Below are 16,769 nucleotides of genomic sequence, written 5' to 3'. Positions count from 1 at the left end.
CACGACTTCGGCTGACCGCCGGCCCTGTCCGTCGCCCGGACGCAGGGGCGGGACCACTACCGCCCGAGCAGCTCCTCCCGCCCCTGCGCCCGGTACTCCCCGACCAGCCCCTCCACATCCCCCGCGTCCAGCGGGCGGTACACCTCCCCCACCCGCCACCACACCGGGTCCGCACACCGGAAGCCCTCCCGCCGCAGCGCGACCCGGTGCACCTTGTTCGTGGCCGTGACCGGCATCCGCCGCACCACCCGTACGAATCGGGGCAGCATCTTCGGCCCCAAGTCCCCTTGCTCAGCAAGGAATTGCATGAAGTGGGCCGGATCGAAATCATCGGGATCCGGCACCGCCAGCGTCGCCATCACCTGGTCCCCGGCCACCGGATCCGGCACCGCGTACACGGCGACCGCGGCGGCGGCCTCGTACCGGGCGAGGATGCTCTCGATCATCGCGGCGGCCAGGTTCTCGCTGTCGACGCGGAGCCGGTCGTCCGTGCGGCCCGCGAAGTACAGGAAGCCGTCCGCGTCCCGGAAGAAGAGATCCCCGGTCCAGTACCAGCCGCCGTGCACCCGGGCCGCGTTGGCCTCGGGGTTGCGCCAGTAGCCCTCGAAGGGGTTGCGGCCGCGGTTGACCAACTCGCCTATCGCCTCATCGCCGTTGAGCAGCCGCCCCGCCGCGTCGAACCGCGCCGCCGGACGCTCCGTCCCGGTCGAGGCGTCCACCACCGCCAGGTCGTCCGTGGGCTGGGCCAGGCCGATCGCGCCGGCCGGGGTGTCCGGGGTGCGCTGGATCGCGGCGCCGCCCTCGGACGAGCCGTACCCCTCGACGAGCCGCACCCCGAACCGCTCGGCGAACCGCGCCGCGTCCACCGCGCCCGCCTCCGTGCCGAAGCCCATCCGCAGCGGGTTGTCCCGGTCGTCGGGGCGCTCGGGGGTGGCGAGGAGGTACTGCACGGCCCTGCCCACGTAGGTGAAGTACGTGGCCCCGTAAGCCCGTACGTCATCCAGGAAGCCGGACGCCGAGAAGCGTCGCCGCAGGGCGACCGAGGCTCCGGCGGCCAGCGCGGGCGCCCAGTCGGCGATGACCGCGTTGCCGTGGAACATGGGCATGCAGATGTAGTGCACGTCGTCCGGGCTGACCTCGAACTGCCGGACCAGGGACTGCCCGGCCGCCGCGAGCCGCCCCTGTGAGCAGATCGCCGCCTTGGGTGCGCCGGTCGAGCCGGAGGTGAAGTAGAGCAACATCCGCCGGGCGGGGTCCACTTCGGCGACCGTGGCCTCGCCGGGCTTGGCGCCCTCGTACCCGGCGAGGAGCCGGTCGTACGCCTCGGTGTCGGTGACGAGGAGACGTACGCCCGGCAGATCGAGATCGTCGAGCAGCGGCAGATGGGCCCGCTCGGTGATCAGGATCCCGCACTCGGTGTGGCGGATGTCGCGGGCCAGCTCGGCGCCCCGCCGGGTCGGATTGATCCCGGCGACGGCGGCGCCCGCGAGGGCTGCGGCGCTCAACCACAGGGGATATTCAGGGGTGTTGTCGAGAAGCACCCCGATGTGGGGCTCCGCGCCGGGCGGCAGCAGGTCGGCCAGGAGCGCGGCGCGGGCTGCCGCGCCCGCCGCCACCTGGTGGTGGCTGAGCACCTGGTCCTCGAAGTGGAGGCCGGGGCGGTGGTCGCCCCACCGGGCCCGGACGAGATCGGCGACGGTCGCGGCCTGAGCACCCTTGGTTGCCATGGTCGGGCACGATAATTGACGTACCGTCAGATGTGGAGGGTGCGCTCGCCGAAAGAGGGTGCGTCCCGTCAGAAGTCGGGGCCGGAGCCGGCCGTCGTCATGAAGAAGACGCAGAACGCGATCATGACGGCCACGAAGGCCAGCGTCCCCGCGGTGCCCGCGAGGTTGCCCACCGGGCTCGGCGGCCGGGCCGTGGCGCGCTCGGGGTGTTCGGCCGTGTAGTGCACGGGCACGATGTCGCCCTCGATGATCGTGCCGGGGCCGTTCTCCTCCTCGAAGCGGATCTGCCGGCCGTCCCTCGTCATGAACTCGAAGACGTGGTGCCGCGTCGTGGTGACGTGGTTGTCGTTGCGCCGCGTGGTCGTGTAGAAGCGCAGACAGCGCGCCTCGGCGGTGAGCCCGCTGCGCCACGCGCTCCTCAGCTGCAGGGCGCGCATGACGGTCTTGACGCCGATCAGGATCGCCACACCCATGATGAACAGCGGTATGACGACAAACATGAAGTCCATTGGTTCCCCCCGAGATTCCGGTACGCGCACGCCGTGCCATTCGATCACGGCGCGCGCGGACCGTATGTGCCCGTAGAACCGGGGGGAAGAACCGGATCTGAGGAAGAACTGAGACTGCCGAACCTGAGACTGCAGGCCGTAGGCCCTACGGACCTAGAACGTCACGTCCGAGCAGGCGTAGAACGCATTCGACGTGTCCGCGATCGTCCACACGGCCAGGATGATGTGGTGCCCGGACTTGCCCGTGGGCAGCTTGCCGGTGTGCTCCAGCGTGGCCGGGGGCTGGCCGCTGTAGGGGACGGTGAAGAAGGGCGCGGTCTCCAGGGACGCCCTGGTCAGCGGCTGGCTCTGGTTCCAGCCGTTCTTGGTGACGTAGTACTTGAAGTCGGTCGTGGAGTGCCGGGCGGTGAACTGCCAGCGGAACGTGTAGTTCTGCCCGTTGCTGACCGATGTGGTGGGCCAGGCGCCGCCGCCCGGCTTCGTCGCGGAGTTGAGCTCGTTGAACTGGGAGAGGCCCGCCGAACAGATCTTGCCGTCGGCCGGACCCGAGGCCGGGAATCCCTTGGGGCCCTCGACACTCTGCGGCTCCCACTGAATGGCGCCACACCCGGTCACCGTGCCGTTCTGGCACAGCTTCTGCCGGCTGATGGGTGAGTCGGTGTAGCCATGGCTGCTGGCGCCGCCCGTGGTGAGCGCAAAGGCTCCGGCGGTGGCGAGGCCGAGCATCGCCGCGTACGTCTTCTTCCTTCGCATGCTGCTGCTCCGATGCTCCGTTGAGAACGTGGGGGAGTTCTTCTTCGAGCGCGCGCAGGACTGCTGCGGTCTAGACCAAGTTCAGATTATTGCTGAGAGTTGAACATGTCCATACCAATCGTGGAGAGGTTTCGGTCGGCCCGTTCCCGCCAGTTCTCCACAAGTTCCCCGTTGGGCGCGTCATTGGTCCCGACCCACTCCCGCGCCTCGTCGCCCGTTCGACCGCCGCTCAACTGTCGGTCCACCAAACGGAGTTGACGTACATCTGCCGGTGCCTCGACATACCAGAGCGCCGCCATCAGCTCGCGCGCTTCGCGCCAGCCGGGCAGGTCGCAGGCGAGGTAGTTCCCCTCGGTGACGATCAGCCGCGCCGACGGCGCGACGAGGTGCCGCGCGGCAATCGGATCGTGCGCGAGCGTCCGGTCGTAATCCGGTACGTAGATGTCGCGCGCCCCGTCGCGCTCGTCGAGCACGCGGTGCAGGAGGGCGACGTAACCCCAGACGTCGAAGCTCGGCTCGGACCCCTTGCGGGCCATCAGCCCGAGCCGCGCCAGCTGCACATTGGACAGATGGAACCCGTCGAGCGGCAGGTACCCGGCGGCCCCGGCCCCGTGCTCGGCGTCGAGCGCGGCGACCAGGGCGCGGGCGAGGGTGGACTTCCCGGCGCCGGGCGGGCCGGCGAGGCCGAGCACGGCGCGCGGGACGTCGGCCGTCAACTGCCAGGCGTCAGCGGCCAGATCCGGGATGAGGGGCGGGTCAGCGATCTCCATGCCCCGTATAGAACGCCACCGTCAGATCCTTCACCAGGGCCTTTCGTTCGTAGTCGTCGAGCTCCACGAGCCCGCGCGTGGTCAGCCGCGTCACCGTGTCCTCGACCGAGTCGACGACCTGGGTCAGCAGGCTGTCCCGGTGCCGGGCGTCCAGAGCGGCGATCCGCCTGCGCTGCATGGCGGCCGCGACTTCGGGGGCGTACTCGATCCGCGTCGGCTGCGCGGAGAACACCTCGATCCCGGCGGGCTCCGCGTCCTTCCTGATCCGCCGGGTCAGCGCGTCCCCGACCGCCTCCACGTTGCGCAGGGTCGGGCCGCCGCCCTGGAAGGCGTCGGCGGGCAGCTGCGAGAGGACCCGGGCGAGCGCCGCCTCGACGCATTCGCGCAGGAATCCGGCGTGGTCGTCGACCGCGAAGACGGCCCGCGCGGTGTCCTTGACCCGCCAGACCACGAGGACGACGACCTGCAGCGCGACCCCGTTGGCGTCGACGGCGGGCATCGGCTCGCTGCGCCAGTGCTTCAGTCGTACGTCGATGCGTTGCCGCCTGAGCAGCGGGTTGATCCAGACCAGGCCGGTCCGGCGCACGCTCCCCCGGTACCGCCCGAACAGCGAGAGCACCCACGCCTTCCCGATCCGGCCCCGCCCGAGCCCGCCGAACGCGAACAGCGCGACCGCTCCGGATCCGGCGACGACAGCCCACTGCGCGGGCCCCAGTTCGGCCCCTTCGTGGATCGGCAGCCGCGCCAGCTTCAGGGCGAGCGGCGGCACGACCCCCGCCCACCACAGCCCGGCGCCGCACCCGGTGAGCGCCGCGGTCCCGGCGAGCGCGGCGGCCGGTCCGGAGCACGCCGGGCCCGCGCACTCGGCCGGCGAGGCGTCGACGGGCGGGCCGGTGGGTGCGACGGTCGGCGCGGGGCGGCGCGGGGTGCGCGGCTGCTCCCCGGTGCCCTGCCGGCGGCCGACCACGGTGGGCGGCAGGGGCAGCGGGGTCTGCCCGGTGTCGTCGCGGAAGAGGAGGTGGACGGGGATCTCGGTGGTGGCCTCGTTCTGGATGAGGCGGGGCGCGCGCTGGGGGGTCTCCGGCGCCCCGCCCTCACCCTCGTCACGCTTCCCTGCGGTCCTGCTCATCGCTGCCTCCGCGAACTCTCGGGTGGGAGATGGAGATGTGGGGGATAACGGACAGCTTGGCGCCCGGTTCCGCCCGTTTTGCCTGCCCCTTTTCCCTCACAACGCTCAGGAGAAGAGGCGCCGCCAGGTCTCCGGGCCGGGGAAGCCGTCGGCCGCTCCGCCGCGCCAGCCCTGGGCGCGCTGGAAGGCCTCGACGTTGCGGCGGTCCGCCTCGCCCCAGCGGGGACCGGGGCCCTGCGCGTAGTACTTGCCGAACCCTCGCTGGACGAGCCGCTTGCCGAGGAGTTCGACGTACGGGTTGGACTGTCCCGGGCGGAAGTGGGCCCTGCCCGGGTACGCGGGCACCCGGACCGAGGCGGCACTCGCCCCGGAGGTCGCAGCCGGGGCCGAGGCCGCCGCCGGGATGTCCCGGCCCTTGCCGCTGACCAGGTACTCCCAGGTCAGCCGCCCCGGCAGTCCGTCCGCGTCCCGCCCGGTCCAGCCCTGCGCACGCTGGAACGCCTGCGTCGCCCGGCGGTCCGCGTCGCCCCAGGACGGGCCGGGACCCGAGCGGTAGAAGCGGGCCCCGCCGCGCCCGCTCAGCAGGCGCCCCAGATCGGTGATGTGCGTGCCGTGCGTGCCGGGGCCGAAGGCGGCGGAGCCGGGATAGCGGCGGGTGACATCGCTGCCGGCGGTCGGCGCCGGGGAGCTCAGGGCCTTGTAGCGGTAGGCGGTATAGCGCCCGGAGTGGCTCCAGTATGCATACGGCGTGGCCTGTTTGCGGGCGTGCGGCCGGGCCTGTTCATAGGCGAGGTAATAGGCCTTCGTGTAGTCGGTCCAGCCGCCGAAAATGGTCACGTGCGATCCCTTCCCCGGGTCGTCCGGATTGTGGAAGAGCAGAATGTCGCCGGGCTTGAGCTGATCCCGGCCGATGCGCACGGCATACCGGTCGAGACTTCCGGTCCATTCATTGCGGCCGAGGTTCCAGGCCATCGAGACGAATCCCGAACAGTCCTGCCGATAGCCGTCCCGCCAGTACCGGTCCATGCTGTACGGCACCTGCGTGCCGACCCATTGCTTGGCCCGCTTGATGATGTCGGCGCGGGTGGTCGGCCGGGCCTGCGCGGGCTTCCATTCGCCGCGGCCGTGCAGTGCGCTGGAGCCGCCCTGCGGGTGCCCGTCGGGCTCGTCCGCGGCGGGCCTGGCGGGACCGCCCGGGACGGCCGGCCCGGCCGGGCTGACCTGCCCGTGCTCGGCGGCCGGCGCCGCGAGGGCCGGCGAGCCGGAGCCGGAACCGAGCGCCGTGCCCGCGGCCGCCGCGAGCAGCAGCGCGCGGTGCGCCCCGCGCGAGGGCCTTTCACCGGACCGGGAATTCCGCAGCTGGACGCAGCCCGCGCAGTCGCAATCAGCCGGAGGTTCGAATTCTTCGAATACCGGAGCGGATGTGGAAGCCGAATCAGAAGCGGCAACCGACGCCGGAGCCGGATTCTTCATGCGATCCCCCTCACATCCCAGGAAGAAATCTGTACGGATCTGCACAGGCGTCAGTTTCTCAACTGTCCACGGAAATCGCATGCTGACGGTCCGAATGCTGTATTCGCCCACGTCGGGCCCGCCCCGGCCGCGCGCCGGGCGCCCGTCGGCGGTCGGGACCACCTCCGGACATCGGGTAGAGTTCTCCAGGTCAGCAGGCGCCGCTAGCTCAGTTGGTTAGAGCAGCTGACTCTTAATCAGCGGGTCCGGGGTTCGAGTCCCTGGCGGCGCACAGACACCGAAAGGCCCTTCGCGAGAGCGAGGGGCCTTTCGCGTACCCGGGCACCCTCAGGTGCGTGGCCGGATACCGTGTGCGCCATGGCGCGCGACATACAGGAGCGGATCAAGAAGCTCATCATCGACCAGCGGCTGCCGTCGGGCGCCTCCCTCCCCACCGAGCCCGAACTGATGGAGCTCCTCGGGGTGAGCCGGAACTCCGTGCGCGAGGCGCTCAAGGCGCTGCAGGCGATGGGCATCGTCGAGATCCGGCACGGGTTCGGGACGTACGTCGGGCCGATGTCGATGGCGCCGATGATCGAGGGCCTCACCTTCCGCACGGTCGCCGGGCACTACCGCGGCGAGGACAGCCTGCTGCAACTCCTGGAGCTGCGCGAGGCCGTGGAGACCGGTCTCATCGCCCGGCTCGCGGGGCTCGTACCGGCCGAGGACCTGGCGGAGCTCGACGCGCTGGTCGGGCGGATGGACGCCGAGGCCGCCGAGGGGGCGGTGCGGGCCGAGACCGACCGGGCCTTCCACGCGACGCTCTACCGGGGGCTCGGCAATCAGCTGCTCGGCGAGGTCCTGGAGGCGTTCTGGGACGCGTTCCACCGGGTGCGGACCGACCTCGTGGACGTACCGCAGGATCCGAAGGTGACGTGCCGGCAGCATCGGGAGATCCTCGACGCCGTGCGGTCCGGCGACACTCTCCGGGCCGAACAGGCCATTCGCGAGCACTTCGGGAATATCAGGACGAGGTTGGGCTCTCCCGCCCCAACTGCTGTCCCAAATCGCGTGTATGACCGGTAACGACCTTGTTTCGCTCTTGCGATCATGATGATGCTCGTAGAAGTCTTACCGAGAGCCATTGGCTCCTATGAGGCTTGCGGTACAAGGTAGTTGAGCAGACGGCACGAGGAAGCCGAGGGGGCTCGGCCGGTTGCGGAACGGATGCGGGGTGGGGGCCCCGTTCATGAACAGATGTCGGGGCGGGCATCATGCAACCGGAAGGTCGCGTTCTCAGTCCTAAGGATCAGGAACCTCAAGGATCAGGAACGGTGGCCTGCCACTGATGCGTTCGCGGAGGTCGAGGGGGACCCGAGCGGACGGAAGGACCAACGACCACGCAACGCACGCGTGCGGGGGGATGACTCATGACGTCGACGCCGACAGGCGCCCGACCGGGACCGGACCCGTCCCAGACTCAGCAGTTGAGAGTGCCGTCGCATCGGACGGGCGGCTTCAAGCGGCTCAAGAAGTCGCTGCCGCGCTATGACTACGAGCACTACAGCAGGCTCGCCGGCCCCCTCACCAACCCCGACCCGACGAAGCCGTACAAGGTGCAGTACCGCACCCTGCTCTCGCAGGAACCGCACCGCATCCGCGCCGCGTTGATGCTGGGCGCGGCCCCGCTGCTCTCGCTGGTCCTGCTCGCGTGGCTGCTTCAGCCCGAGCACTGGACCAAGCGCGACTACGTCGAGTACGACTTCCTGCCGACGCTCGACGTGATCATGCTGGTCTCGATCGGCCTGATCGAGTTCTTCCGCTGTATGAACGTGCTGTCGAACGCGCACGCCACCCTGGTCGCCCGCGACCCGGTCCCGGTGGTGCCCGAGACCGGCACCCGCGTCGCCTTCCTCACCTCCTTCGTTCCCGGCAAGGAACCCCTGGAGATGGTGACGAAGACGCTGGAGGCGGCGGTCAAGATCCGGCACCGCGGCCTGATGCACGTCTGGCTGCTCGACGAGGGCGACGACCCGGCCGTCAAGGCCGTCTGCGAGCGCCTCGGGGTGCACCACTTCTCCCGCAAGGGCGTGGAGCGGTGGAACCAGAAGAAGGGCCCGCACCGCGCCAAGACCAAGCACGGCAACTACAACGCCTGGCTGGACGCGCACGGCGACCACTACGACTTCTTCGCCTCGGTCGACACCGACCACGTCCCGCTGCCCAACTACCTGGAGCGGATGCTCGGCTTCTTCCGCGACCCGAACATCGGGTTCGTGATCGGCCCCCAGGTGTACGGCAACTACGACAACTTCATCACCAAGGCCGCCGAGTCCCAGCAGTTCCTGTTCCACGCCCTGATCCAGCGCGCGGGCAACGCGTACGGCGCCCCGATGTTCGTCGGCACGTCCAACGCCGTGCGCATCAAGGCGCTCAAGCAGATCGGCGGTCTGTACGACTCGATCACCGAGGACATGGCGACGGGCTTCGAGATCCACCGCGCCAAGAACCCGGCCACCGGCAAGAAGTGGCGCTCGGTGTACACCCCGGACGTGCTCGCGGTCGGTGAGGGTCCCAGCGCCTGGACGGACTTCTTCACCCAGCAGATGCGCTGGTCGCGAGGGACGTACGAGACGATCCTCAAGCAGTACTGGAAGGGCTGGTACTCGCTTCCGCCGAGCAAGCTCTTCAACTACACGATGATGATCATCTTCTATCCGATGTCGGCCCTCAACTGGATCCTGGCAGCGATGAGTTGTGCGCTGTTCCTGGGCCTGGGCGCATCGGGTGTGAACATCGACCCGACGATCTGGCTGATGCTGTACGGCAACGCCTCCGCCCTGCAGATCGGGCTCTACGTCTGGAACCGCCGGCACAACGTCTCGCCGCACGAGCCGGAGGGCTCCGGCGGTGTGGCCGGCATGGTGATGTCCGCGCTGTCGGCGCCGCTGTACGCCAAGGCGCTGATCGACTCGATGCTCCGCAAGAAGAGCAAGTTCGTGGTGACCCCCAAGGGCGACTCGGCAAGCCCGGACCGCTGGTTCGGCACGTTCCGGTACCACTGGTACTTCATCCTGCTCTTCGGCGGCTCGATCGCCGCCGGAGTCGTGTACGGGCACTCGCACCCGGCGATGATCATCTGGGCGACGTTCGCCATGACGATCACGGCGCTGCCGATCTTCGTCTGGCGCCACATGGTGCGCCAGGAGAAGAAGAAGCGCAAAGCCGGTGGCACGCCGCCGGGTTCGGGCACACCCGCACAGCCCGAGGCCGTGGTGCCCCCGCAGGGCGCCGCGCCGCCGGGGCCGGGCGCCCACACCCCGCAGCAGAAGCCCAGTTGGGCCAACGCGCCCGACCAGACCATGCAGATCGCCCTTGGGGGACGTAAGAAATGACCGACGGTTCCACCCCGGCGAAGCACAAGCACCGCCGCGCCCGCCGCATAGCGATAGGCGCGGCGGTGGTCCTTGCGCTCGCCGGGATGAACGGCCCGGCCCTGTGGCGCTTCGGCTCGGAGAAGTACCACGACTACAAGATCAACAAGCCCGAGTACAAGGCGGACAACGGCCACTGGGACATAGTGGACATGCCGGAGAAGTACCGGCTGAACACCATCCACGCCGCCCTGCTGCACACCGGCAAGGTGCTCCTGGTCGCGGGTTCGGGCAACAACCAGAAGAACTTCGACGCGAAGAAGTTCGACACCACCCTCTGGGACCCGGTGGCGAACACCTTCAAGGAGATCAAGACCCCCAACGACCTGTTCTGCACGGGCCACACCCAACTGCCGGACGGCAAGCTCCTGGTGGCGGGCGGCACCAAGCGGTACGAGAAGATCAAGGGCGACGTCACCAAGGCCGGCGGCCTGATGGTGGTGCACAACGAGGACCCGGACAAGCCGATCACGCTGCCCGCGGGCACCCGGTTCACCGGCAAGAAGAACGGCAAGACGTTCGTCGCCAAGGACGACACGGTCGTCGACCGGGCGAAGAAGGTGTTCGACCCGGCGACCGGCGAGTTCATCCGCAACGACCCCGGCCTCGGACGGGTCTACGTCGAGGCGGAGAAGAGCGGCAAGCAGTACGAGACCGGCTCCGAGGACAACTACCGGGTGCAGGGCCTCAAGGGCTCCGACACCCGCAACGTCTACGGCATCGGCCAGAAGATCGCCCTGGACAAGAAGGACTTCCAAGGCATCAAGGACGCCTACGAGTTCGACCCGGTCGCCGAGAAGTACATCAAGGTCGACCCGATGAACGAGGCCCGCTGGTACCCCACCCTCACCACGCTCGACACCGGCAAGATCCTCGCCCTGTCCGGCCTCGACGACATCGGCCAGGTCGTCCCGGGCGACCGGAACGAGGCGTACGACCCGAAGACCAAGAAGTGGACGTACGTCAAGCAGAAGCGCCAGTTCCCCACCTACCCGGCGATCTTCCTGCTGCCGAACGGCAAGCTCTTCTACTCGGGCGCCAACGCCGGCTACGGCCCGGACGACGTGGGCCGCAAGCCCGGCATCTGGGACTTCGAGACGAATGACTGGACCAACCTCAAGGGCCTGAGCGACCCCACCCTGATGGAGACGGCGGGCACGGTCATGCTGCCGCCCGCCCAGGACGAGAAGTTCATGGTGATCGGCGGCGGCGGCGTCGGCGAGTCCGAGCAGTCCAGCAAGAAGACCCGCGTCATCGACCTCAAGGACACCAACCCGGTGTTCAAGGACGGCCCTTCGCTCGACAAGGGAACCCGTTACGCCCAGTCCTCGGTGCTCCCCGACGACACGGTGCTGATCTCCGGCGGCTCCGAGGACTACCGCGGCCGCGGTGGCTCGAACATCCTCGAGGCCCGCATGTACGACGCGAAGACCAACGAGATGCGCCGCGTCGCCGACCCCCTCGTCGGCCGCAACTACCACTCGGGCTCGCTGCTCCTGCCCGACGGCCGCGTCGTGGTCTTCGGCTCGGACTCGCTCTTCGACGACCCGGCCAACACCAAGCCCGGCACGTTCGAGCAGCGCATCGAGATCTACACCCCGCCGTACAACTACGCGGGCCCCAAGCCGACCCTGACCGGCGGCCCCAAGTCCATCGAGCGGGGCGGCACCGCGACCTTCAAGTCGCGGCACGGGGCGTCCATCAAGAACGCCCGCCTGATCCGCCCGAGCGCCTCCACGCACGTCACGGACGTGGACCAGCGCTCGATCGCCCTGGACCTGAAGAAGTCGGGCAACGACATCCAGGTCACGGTGCCGAGGAACAAGAACCTGGTGCAGCCCGGCTGGTACATGCTCTTCGTCACGGACGACCAGGGCACGCCGAGCCAGGCGGTGTGGGTGGAGATTCCGAAGTAATAAGCAGCCGTACGTAGTTGAGGGCGGGCCCCGATCGGGGCCCGCCCTCAACTACGTACGGGAAAGGGCTACTTGCTCGCTCTCGCGAGCCCCAGCGCGTACTCGGGCCACCACTCGCCCGCCTTCGGACCGCCCTTGCACGTGCCGTCCGACTCCCCGGGGCGCTTGACCCACAGATAGGCGTCCACCTGGCCGTCGGCGGTCTTGGTGGTGGGTGCCTCGCCGAGGGCGCGGCCGGGCGGGTTGCACCAGCGCTCGTTCGGATCGCCCTCGTTGTAGGGGCCGTTGCCGTTGCGACTGGTGTCGATCACGAAGGGCTTGTTGCCGACCTTCGCCGAGAGTTCCTTGCCGAAGGCCGTGGCGTCCTGCGTGGTGAAGAAGTTCGACACATTCACCGCGAAGCCGTCGGCCTTGGCGATCCCGGCTCTGTTCAACGGCTCGGCGAATCCGTCGGCCTTGCCCGCGCCCGGGTTGCCGCCGTCCAGATAGACCTTGGTGTTCTTGCGCGCCTTCAGCTTGTCGATCGCCTCGTTCAGGAGGGCGTACCTCTCCTCGTGCAGCTCCTGCGGGGTGCAGTTCTGTACCAGGTGCAACAGCGCGTCCGGCTCCAGGATCACCGTGGCGTGCCGGTCGCCGATGCCCTTGGCCACGCTGTCGATGAAGGCGCGGTACGCATTGCCGTCCGCGGCGCCGCCCTTGGAGTACTTGCCGCAGTCGCGGTGCGGGATGTTGTAGAGCACCAGGAGCGCGTCCCGGTCGACCTTCTCGGCGGCCTCCGTGAAGCCACGGGCCTCCGCCTCCGCGTTCTCCGTCCCGATCCACTGACCGACCGGCTGGTCCGCGATCTTCTTGATAAGTTCGGCGTCGTCCTTCTTGCCGTCCTCGAGGAAGGTGGCGACCTGTTTGGCCGCGTTCCCATCGGGGTTGACCCAGTAGGGGTCCGTGCCCTTCGGCTGCTGCTTTCCCGAAGTCTTGGGCGCGTCGGGGTCCCCGCCACTGTCGGAACAGCCGGCGAGCAGCAGCACCGCCCCCACGGCCACCGCTGAAGCCTTCACCCCCGCACCTGCAGACCTGCGCTTACGGCGGTCATCGCTGCCGTACATCCACTCCCCCTTGGGTGCACCGTCCGGCTCCCAATCCTGACATACGTACCCGCACGCCACGAGGCTGACCGGGGCCTGCATCTTCTTCGTAGATGAGCCGTTACACCCTTCCCAGATCGGGTAGGCGCGGAGATGCCTGCCAACTGAATCGGTCGAGAGAGGCCACCATGCAACACTCCATGAGCCAATTGCGGCTGGCCTCCGCCTTCGTGGAGACCGCCGACACCCTGACCACCGACTTCGATCCGGCCAAGTACCTGGCACGCCTCGCCGACCGCTGCGTGGAGCTGCTCGGGGCGGTGGCCGCCGGAGTCGTGCTCTTCTCCGAGGAGCAGGTCTCCCTGGTCACCAGCTCGGACCGGGACGACTGGGTGCTCGGTCTGCTCGAGGTGCAGCACCTCGGCGGGCCCTGCCTGGACAGCTTCACCACCGGCGCCCCGGTCGGGCCGGTGCCGCTCGACGAGCCCCAAACCCTCACCCGCTGGCCGGATTTCACCGTGCGGGCCCGGGTCCAGGACATCAGCTCCACCTATGCGGTGCCACTACGGCTGCGCGAGACCGTGCTCGGCGCGGTGATCGTCTTCACCACGCACCAGCGGCCCCGCGCCGAGGTGGAGCTGGCCCAGGCGCTCGCCGACGCCGCGACCATCGGTCTGCTGCACCAACGCGAGATGTCCCAGTGCCGGGAGCTCTCCGAGCAGTTGCAGACCGCGCTGACCAGCCGCGTACTGATCGAGCAGGCCAAGGGGCTGCTCGCCGAGCGCTGGGGCGTCGGGGTGGACGAAGCCTTCCGGGCCCTGCGCCGCCATGCCCGCACGGCCCGCCGGCCGCTCAGCATGGTCGCGCAGGCCGTGATGGACGGGGATCTGGACGACTATGCGCTGCGTGGAGAACGCAACACACCGTCCTGATCGGGACGCCCGGCGGTCGCGGTCGGGAGGCGCGGCTGCCGTGATCGCGCGGCACGGCAGCCGTGATCAGAACTCACCCACCGCCACCAGGCCACGACTTGGCGTCAAAGTGCCTCTAGGCCTTGGCGTTCATCCGTTCTAGAGTTGGGCCAACGGCTCTACGCAGAGTTGCCGTTCAACGGCCCCAGCCCCCGGCCACACGCCAGAACAACTGGACTGGCCTCAGAACCTCCCGTGCCGGCGCCGGGTTACTCCCGCAGCCCGAGCGCGCGCGGTCGAGGACCGGCCCGGCCGGCGGCTCCGGGGGGAGCGGGTCACCGGCCGGGTCAGGTGCGCCCCCCGAGCCTCCAAGAGCCCCCCTTGCCGCCCCCGGTGACCTCGCAAAGGACAGGCAGGCCTGGTTGACAGGGGTTGCCGTGGACTGCGACTCTCCCGGACGACAAGTCCATACATTGAGGCGACGGTTGACAGGAACCCGGTGCAACTCCGGGGCGGTCCCGCCACTGTGACCCCACGCGCCACCCTCCGGTGACGCGTACGGGAAGTCAGGAACTGAACCCGTCGTCCTCCTGCCATGGGGCGTGGAAACCCCAGAAGGAGGTCACCGGTATGTCTCTGCAGCACGCGCAGCACACCGACACCGCGGCGGTTTCGGCCGCCACCACCCGCACCCGCGACCTGCTGATCGCCTCGGCCGCGGTCATCATCGCTCTTGTGGCGCTGTACGCGATCTTCCTGGACAACGGAACGATGATCGCCGCGACGGGCGACTACCTGCACGAGTTCTCCCACGACGGACGGCACCTCTTCGGCGCCCCCTGCCACTGATCGGGGCGCTCGCACCATGTCTTCACCCGTACTCCCCCTGCTCGGGCGCGGTCTTGCGGCAGGAGGAGCGGCCGGTCTTGCCACCGGTCTCTTCTCCCTGCTGCTCGCCGAGCCCTTGATGGACAAGGCGATCCGCCTCGAAGAGGCACGCTCCGAATCCGGCCACAAGCACGAGCCGGCCGGCGCGATAGTCAAGCACCACGAGGAGCTCTTCACGCGCTCCCAGCAGCACTTCGGCCTGGTCGTCACGGCGATCGTCGCGGGCCTCGCCCTCGGCCTGCTCTTCGCCGTCGCCTACGCCCTGGTGCACCGCCGCACGCCCACCGCCGGTTCCCCGTGGACGCGCGCCCTCACCTTCTCCACGGCCGCCTTCCTGGCCGTCTCGCTGCTCCCCGGGCTGCGCTACCCGGCCAACCCGCCCGGCGTCGGCGACTCCACCACGGTCGCCAACCGGCAGGCCCTGTGGCTGGCCGCGGTCGCCATCGGGGTGCTCGGCATGGTCCTGGTCTGGCAGGTGTACGTACGCCTCGCGTCCCGCTCCGTGCCGGTCAGGCACCTCGCGGTCGCGGTGGCCACGATCGCCGTCCTGGTCGCGCTGTTCGCGCTGCCGGGCAACCCGGACGAGGTCCCGGTCGCGGCGACGCTCCTGTGGGATTTCCGGGTCCTCTCGATCGCTTCACACGTGCTGCTCTGGGGCGTGTTCGCGGCGGTCTTCGGCGCACTCGGCCTGCGGGCCGCCGCCCGCGCCGCCGCTCCGGCCCCGGCCGCCGCGGAGGCTTCGGGTCAAGGGCCGGTGCCGGTGGGCTAGGGCCTGTCTCCCCGATCTCTGTGGATCAGCCTGCGGCGTCTGGTGCGTGCTCTCGGCGTGCCGGGCGGAAGGCCCCGTCGATGGGCCGGACGTACTTGGTCTTTCGCCCGGTGCGGCGAGAGGGGGTCCCCCCTGCTCGAAGAGCTTGGGGGAGCGTGCCAGGCGTCGCGAGGCAGACGGGAGTTTGAAGACAGGCCCTAGTTGAGTCGGGCCGGGTGGCTCAGGGCCCGGTGCCCGTGAGGTAGGCCGAGACCACCACGTTCGACGTGTACGCCTTGGCCGCCCGGTCGAAGGTGCCGCCGCAGGTGATCAGGCGCAGCTCGGCCCGGTCCGGCTCGCGGGCGCCGTAGGCCTGCTGTGCGTCGAACCGGTCGCGGGTGAAGACCTGGACGTCCTCGACGGTGAACTCCGCGAGCGAGCCGTCCGCGCGGGTCACCCGGATCTGCTGGCCCGGGCGCAGCGTGCTGAGGTTGTAGAAGACAGCGGGCTGCGTCTCGGTGTCCACATGCCCGACGAACAGCGCGGCCCCCTTGGCACCGGGCTTCACCCCGCCCCCGTACCACCCGACCACACCTTTCTGGTCGTACGGGGGCGGGTCGATGGCCCTTTCCGCGTCGAGGCCCCGCTTCACGACGGGGGCCTGCACTCCTATGGCGGGGATGTCCACGCGGTGCGGCCGGGCGGGCGGCAACGGCTTGTGGGCGGGCGGCAGTTGGACCTCGGCGGGCTGCCCGATCCCCGACACGTCACCGATGCTCGGGCCGCTCTGCGGCACATCGGTCAGATCGCTCCCCCAGACCAGCAGACCGGCGAGGAGCACGACCCAGGCAAGACCGGTGAGCAGCCGGCTGGACACCGGCGACCTCTCGTCGGCCATCTCACCGACTCACTCGGAGCGACGACGCCGACGACGGCTCACGAGCCGCCCCGCCACGGCCAGGGCCGCGGCTCCGGCCAGCATCCCGCCGATGAGCGTGTGCCGGGTGCCCGGCCCGTCGTCCGTGGTCGCGGCAAGCTTGGCGGTGCCGCCGCCGCCGGCCTTGATCGGGGCGGTCGGCGAGGGCTGGTTCCGCACGACGGTGACGGTCCCCTTGGCCTTCCCGTCCTGCCCGTCGCAGGTCACGGACACGTCGTACGTTCCCGGGGTGGCGGTCGACCGGATCATCGCCTCACCGGCCAGCGGAAACCCCTTGCCGTCCCGCCCGGTGAGGGCGCCGTCGGCGACGAAGGCGGGCGATTTGGCGGAGCCGGTGGTGCCGTCACAGCCGGAGGCGTAGAGCTGGATCTGGGCGCCGGGGGTCGCTTGCGCGGGCGTGACCTTGACCGTGCCGTCCGCTGCCGCGGCGGGGCTGGTCAGGGTGATTGCCGCGAGGGCGGCGCACAGGGTGGGTGCAACTCGGCGCATGGTTGCAGCTTGCGGCGCTTTGGC

At 69.7% G+C, this 16,769-nt stretch carries 15 protein-coding genes, 1 tRNA gene and 1 riboswitch; of the genes, 7 read left to right on the top strand and 9 right to left on the bottom strand.

The genetic code is table 11. The annotated features are described in order from the left end of the window. Positions 1 to 56: 56 nt before the first annotated feature. The 6 genes from OG430_RS30480 to OG430_RS30455 all read right to left on the bottom strand — a co-directional run bounded on the left by OG430_RS30480 (position 57) and on the right by OG430_RS30455 (position 6,361). The gene (locus OG430_RS30480) at positions 57 to 1,727 is read right to left on the bottom strand and encodes an AMP-binding protein (protein ID WP_327355837.1); all 1,671 of its coding nucleotides are present in this window, start codon (positions 1,725 to 1,727) and stop codon (positions 57 to 59) included. A gap of 68 nt (positions 1,728 to 1,795) precedes the next feature. Continuing rightward, entirely contained in the window at positions 1,796 to 2,236 is a 441-nt protein-coding gene (locus OG430_RS30475; protein ID WP_327355836.1) for a DUF3592 domain-containing protein, read from the bottom strand. Positions 2,237 to 2,389: 153 nt separating this feature from the next. Then, a complete protein-coding gene (locus OG430_RS30470; protein ID WP_327355835.1) occupies positions 2,390 to 2,989 on the bottom strand; it encodes a lytic polysaccharide monooxygenase auxiliary activity family 9 protein in 600 nt (199 codons plus the stop codon). An 86-nt stretch (positions 2,990 to 3,075) separates the two neighbouring features. After that, positions 3,076 to 3,759 carry a nucleoside/nucleotide kinase family protein gene (locus OG430_RS30465; protein WP_327355834.1) on the bottom strand — a complete coding sequence of 228 codons (684 nt, stop codon included), beginning with the start codon at positions 3,757 to 3,759 and terminating at the stop codon, positions 3,076 to 3,078. Further along, complete coding sequence (locus tag OG430_RS30460; protein ID WP_327355833.1) at positions 3,746 to 4,888, bottom strand: SPFH domain-containing protein; 1,143 nt, start codon at positions 4,886 to 4,888, stop codon at positions 3,746 to 3,748. The genes OG430_RS30465 and OG430_RS30460 overlap by 14 nt, the downstream gene beginning before the upstream one ends. A gap of 105 nt (positions 4,889 to 4,993) precedes the next feature. Then, entirely contained in the window at positions 4,994 to 6,361 is a 1,368-nt protein-coding gene (locus tag OG430_RS30455; protein ID WP_327355832.1) for a peptidoglycan-binding protein, read from the bottom strand. Between the two features lie 197 nt (positions 6,362 to 6,558). Here OG430_RS30455 and OG430_RS30450 point away from each other — a divergent pair. From OG430_RS30450 to OG430_RS30435, 4 genes are all read left to right on the top strand, one after another. Then, positions 6,559 to 6,632, top strand: a tRNA-Lys gene (locus tag OG430_RS30450). Between the two features lie 86 nt (positions 6,633 to 6,718). Then, positions 6,719 to 7,426: a FadR/GntR family transcriptional regulator gene (locus OG430_RS30445; protein WP_327355831.1), complete on the top strand. Its 708-nt coding sequence runs from the start codon at positions 6,719 to 6,721 to the stop codon at positions 7,424 to 7,426. Between the two features lie 344 nt (positions 7,427 to 7,770). Further along, entirely contained in the window at positions 7,771 to 9,735 is a 1,965-nt protein-coding gene (locus OG430_RS30440; RefSeq protein WP_327355830.1) for a glycosyltransferase family 2 protein, read from the top strand. Then, a complete protein-coding gene (locus OG430_RS30435) occupies positions 9,732 to 11,690 on the top strand; it encodes a kelch motif-containing protein (protein WP_327355829.1) in 1,959 nt (652 codons plus the stop codon). Before OG430_RS30440 ends, OG430_RS30435 begins: the two co-directional genes overlap by 4 nt. Before the next feature lie 68 nt (positions 11,691 to 11,758). On the opposite strand, the gene OG430_RS30430 is transcribed toward OG430_RS30435, so the two are convergent. Next, a complete protein-coding gene (locus OG430_RS30430; protein ID WP_327355828.1) occupies positions 11,759 to 12,793 on the bottom strand; it encodes a glycoside hydrolase family 6 protein in 1,035 nt (344 codons plus the stop codon). A 179-nt stretch (positions 12,794 to 12,972) separates the two neighbouring features. On the opposite strand from OG430_RS30430, the gene OG430_RS30425 reads away from it, so the two are divergent. The 3 genes from OG430_RS30425 (at position 12,973) to OG430_RS30415 (ending at position 15,340) form a co-directional block, all read left to right on the top strand. After that, positions 12,973 to 13,704 (top strand): ANTAR domain-containing protein, encoded by a 732-nt coding sequence (locus tag OG430_RS30425; RefSeq protein WP_327355827.1) that lies wholly within the window; start codon positions 12,973 to 12,975, stop codon positions 13,702 to 13,704. 424 nt (positions 13,705 to 14,128) lie between these two features. Then, positions 14,129 to 14,280, top strand: a riboswitch (cobalamin riboswitch). A 33-nt stretch (positions 14,281 to 14,313) separates the two neighbouring features. Further along, positions 14,314 to 14,532 (top strand): CbtB domain-containing protein, encoded by a 219-nt coding sequence (locus OG430_RS30420; protein WP_327355826.1) that lies wholly within the window; start codon positions 14,314 to 14,316, stop codon positions 14,530 to 14,532. 16 nt (positions 14,533 to 14,548) lie between these two features. Further along, positions 14,549 to 15,340, top strand: coding sequence for a CbtA family protein (locus OG430_RS30415; RefSeq protein WP_327355825.1), 792 nt, complete (start codon positions 14,549 to 14,551; stop codon positions 15,338 to 15,340). A gap of 220 nt (positions 15,341 to 15,560) precedes the next feature. Here OG430_RS30415 and OG430_RS30410 read toward each other — a convergent pair whose 3' ends face one another. After that, entirely contained in the window at positions 15,561 to 16,217 is a 657-nt protein-coding gene (locus OG430_RS30410; protein WP_327355824.1) for a class F sortase, read from the bottom strand. A gap of 9 nt (positions 16,218 to 16,226) precedes the next feature. After that, positions 16,227 to 16,745, bottom strand: a complete 519-nt coding sequence (locus tag OG430_RS30405) for a hypothetical protein (protein WP_327355823.1) — start codon at positions 16,743 to 16,745, stop codon at positions 16,227 to 16,229. Positions 16,746 to 16,769 lie beyond the last annotated feature (24 nt).

The sequence above is a fragment of the Streptomyces sp. NBC_01304 genome, from assembly GCF_035975855.1.
GTDB lineage: Bacteria > Actinomycetota > Actinomycetes > Streptomycetales > Streptomycetaceae > Streptomyces.
This window is presented reverse-complemented; position numbering and strand designations above follow the sequence as displayed.

Excerpts from the sequence above, each read along its gene's own strand:
- OG430_RS30410 (WP_327355824.1), bottom strand. The coding sequence starts at position 16,217 with ATGGCCGACGAGAGGTCGCCGGTGTCCAGCCGGCTGCTCACCGGTCTT.
- OG430_RS30430 (WP_327355828.1), bottom strand. The coding sequence starts at position 12,793 with ATGTACGGCAGCGATGACCGCCGTAAGCGCAGGTCTGCAGGTGCGGGG.
- OG430_RS30440 (WP_327355830.1), top strand. The coding sequence starts at position 7,771 with ATGACGTCGACGCCGACAGGCGCCCGACCGGGACCGGACCCGTCCCAG.
- OG430_RS30460 (WP_327355833.1), bottom strand. The coding sequence starts at position 4,888 with ATGAGCAGGACCGCAGGGAAGCGTGACGAGGGTGAGGGCGGGGCGCCG.
- OG430_RS30475 (WP_327355836.1), bottom strand. The coding sequence starts at position 2,236 with ATGGACTTCATGTTTGTCGTCATACCGCTGTTCATCATGGGTGTGGCG.
- OG430_RS30445 (WP_327355831.1), top strand. The coding sequence starts at position 6,719 with ATGGCGCGCGACATACAGGAGCGGATCAAGAAGCTCATCATCGACCAG.
- OG430_RS30455 (WP_327355832.1), bottom strand. The coding sequence starts at position 6,361 with ATGAAGAATCCGGCTCCGGCGTCGGTTGCCGCTTCTGATTCGGCTTCC.
- OG430_RS30465 (WP_327355834.1), bottom strand. The coding sequence starts at position 3,759 with ATGGAGATCGCTGACCCGCCCCTCATCCCGGATCTGGCCGCTGACGCC.
- OG430_RS30435 (WP_327355829.1), top strand. The coding sequence starts at position 9,732 with ATGACCGACGGTTCCACCCCGGCGAAGCACAAGCACCGCCGCGCCCGC.
- OG430_RS30480 (WP_327355837.1), bottom strand. The coding sequence starts at position 1,727 with ATGGCAACCAAGGGTGCTCAGGCCGCGACCGTCGCCGATCTCGTCCGG.
- OG430_RS30425 (WP_327355827.1), top strand. The coding sequence starts at position 12,973 with ATGAGCCAATTGCGGCTGGCCTCCGCCTTCGTGGAGACCGCCGACACC.
- OG430_RS30405 (WP_327355823.1), bottom strand. The coding sequence starts at position 16,745 with ATGCGCCGAGTTGCACCCACCCTGTGCGCCGCCCTCGCGGCAATCACC.
- OG430_RS30470 (WP_327355835.1), bottom strand. The coding sequence starts at position 2,989 with ATGCGAAGGAAGAAGACGTACGCGGCGATGCTCGGCCTCGCCACCGCC.
- OG430_RS30415 (WP_327355825.1), top strand. The coding sequence starts at position 14,549 with ATGTCTTCACCCGTACTCCCCCTGCTCGGGCGCGGTCTTGCGGCAGGA.
- OG430_RS30420 (WP_327355826.1), top strand. The coding sequence starts at position 14,314 with ATGTCTCTGCAGCACGCGCAGCACACCGACACCGCGGCGGTTTCGGCC.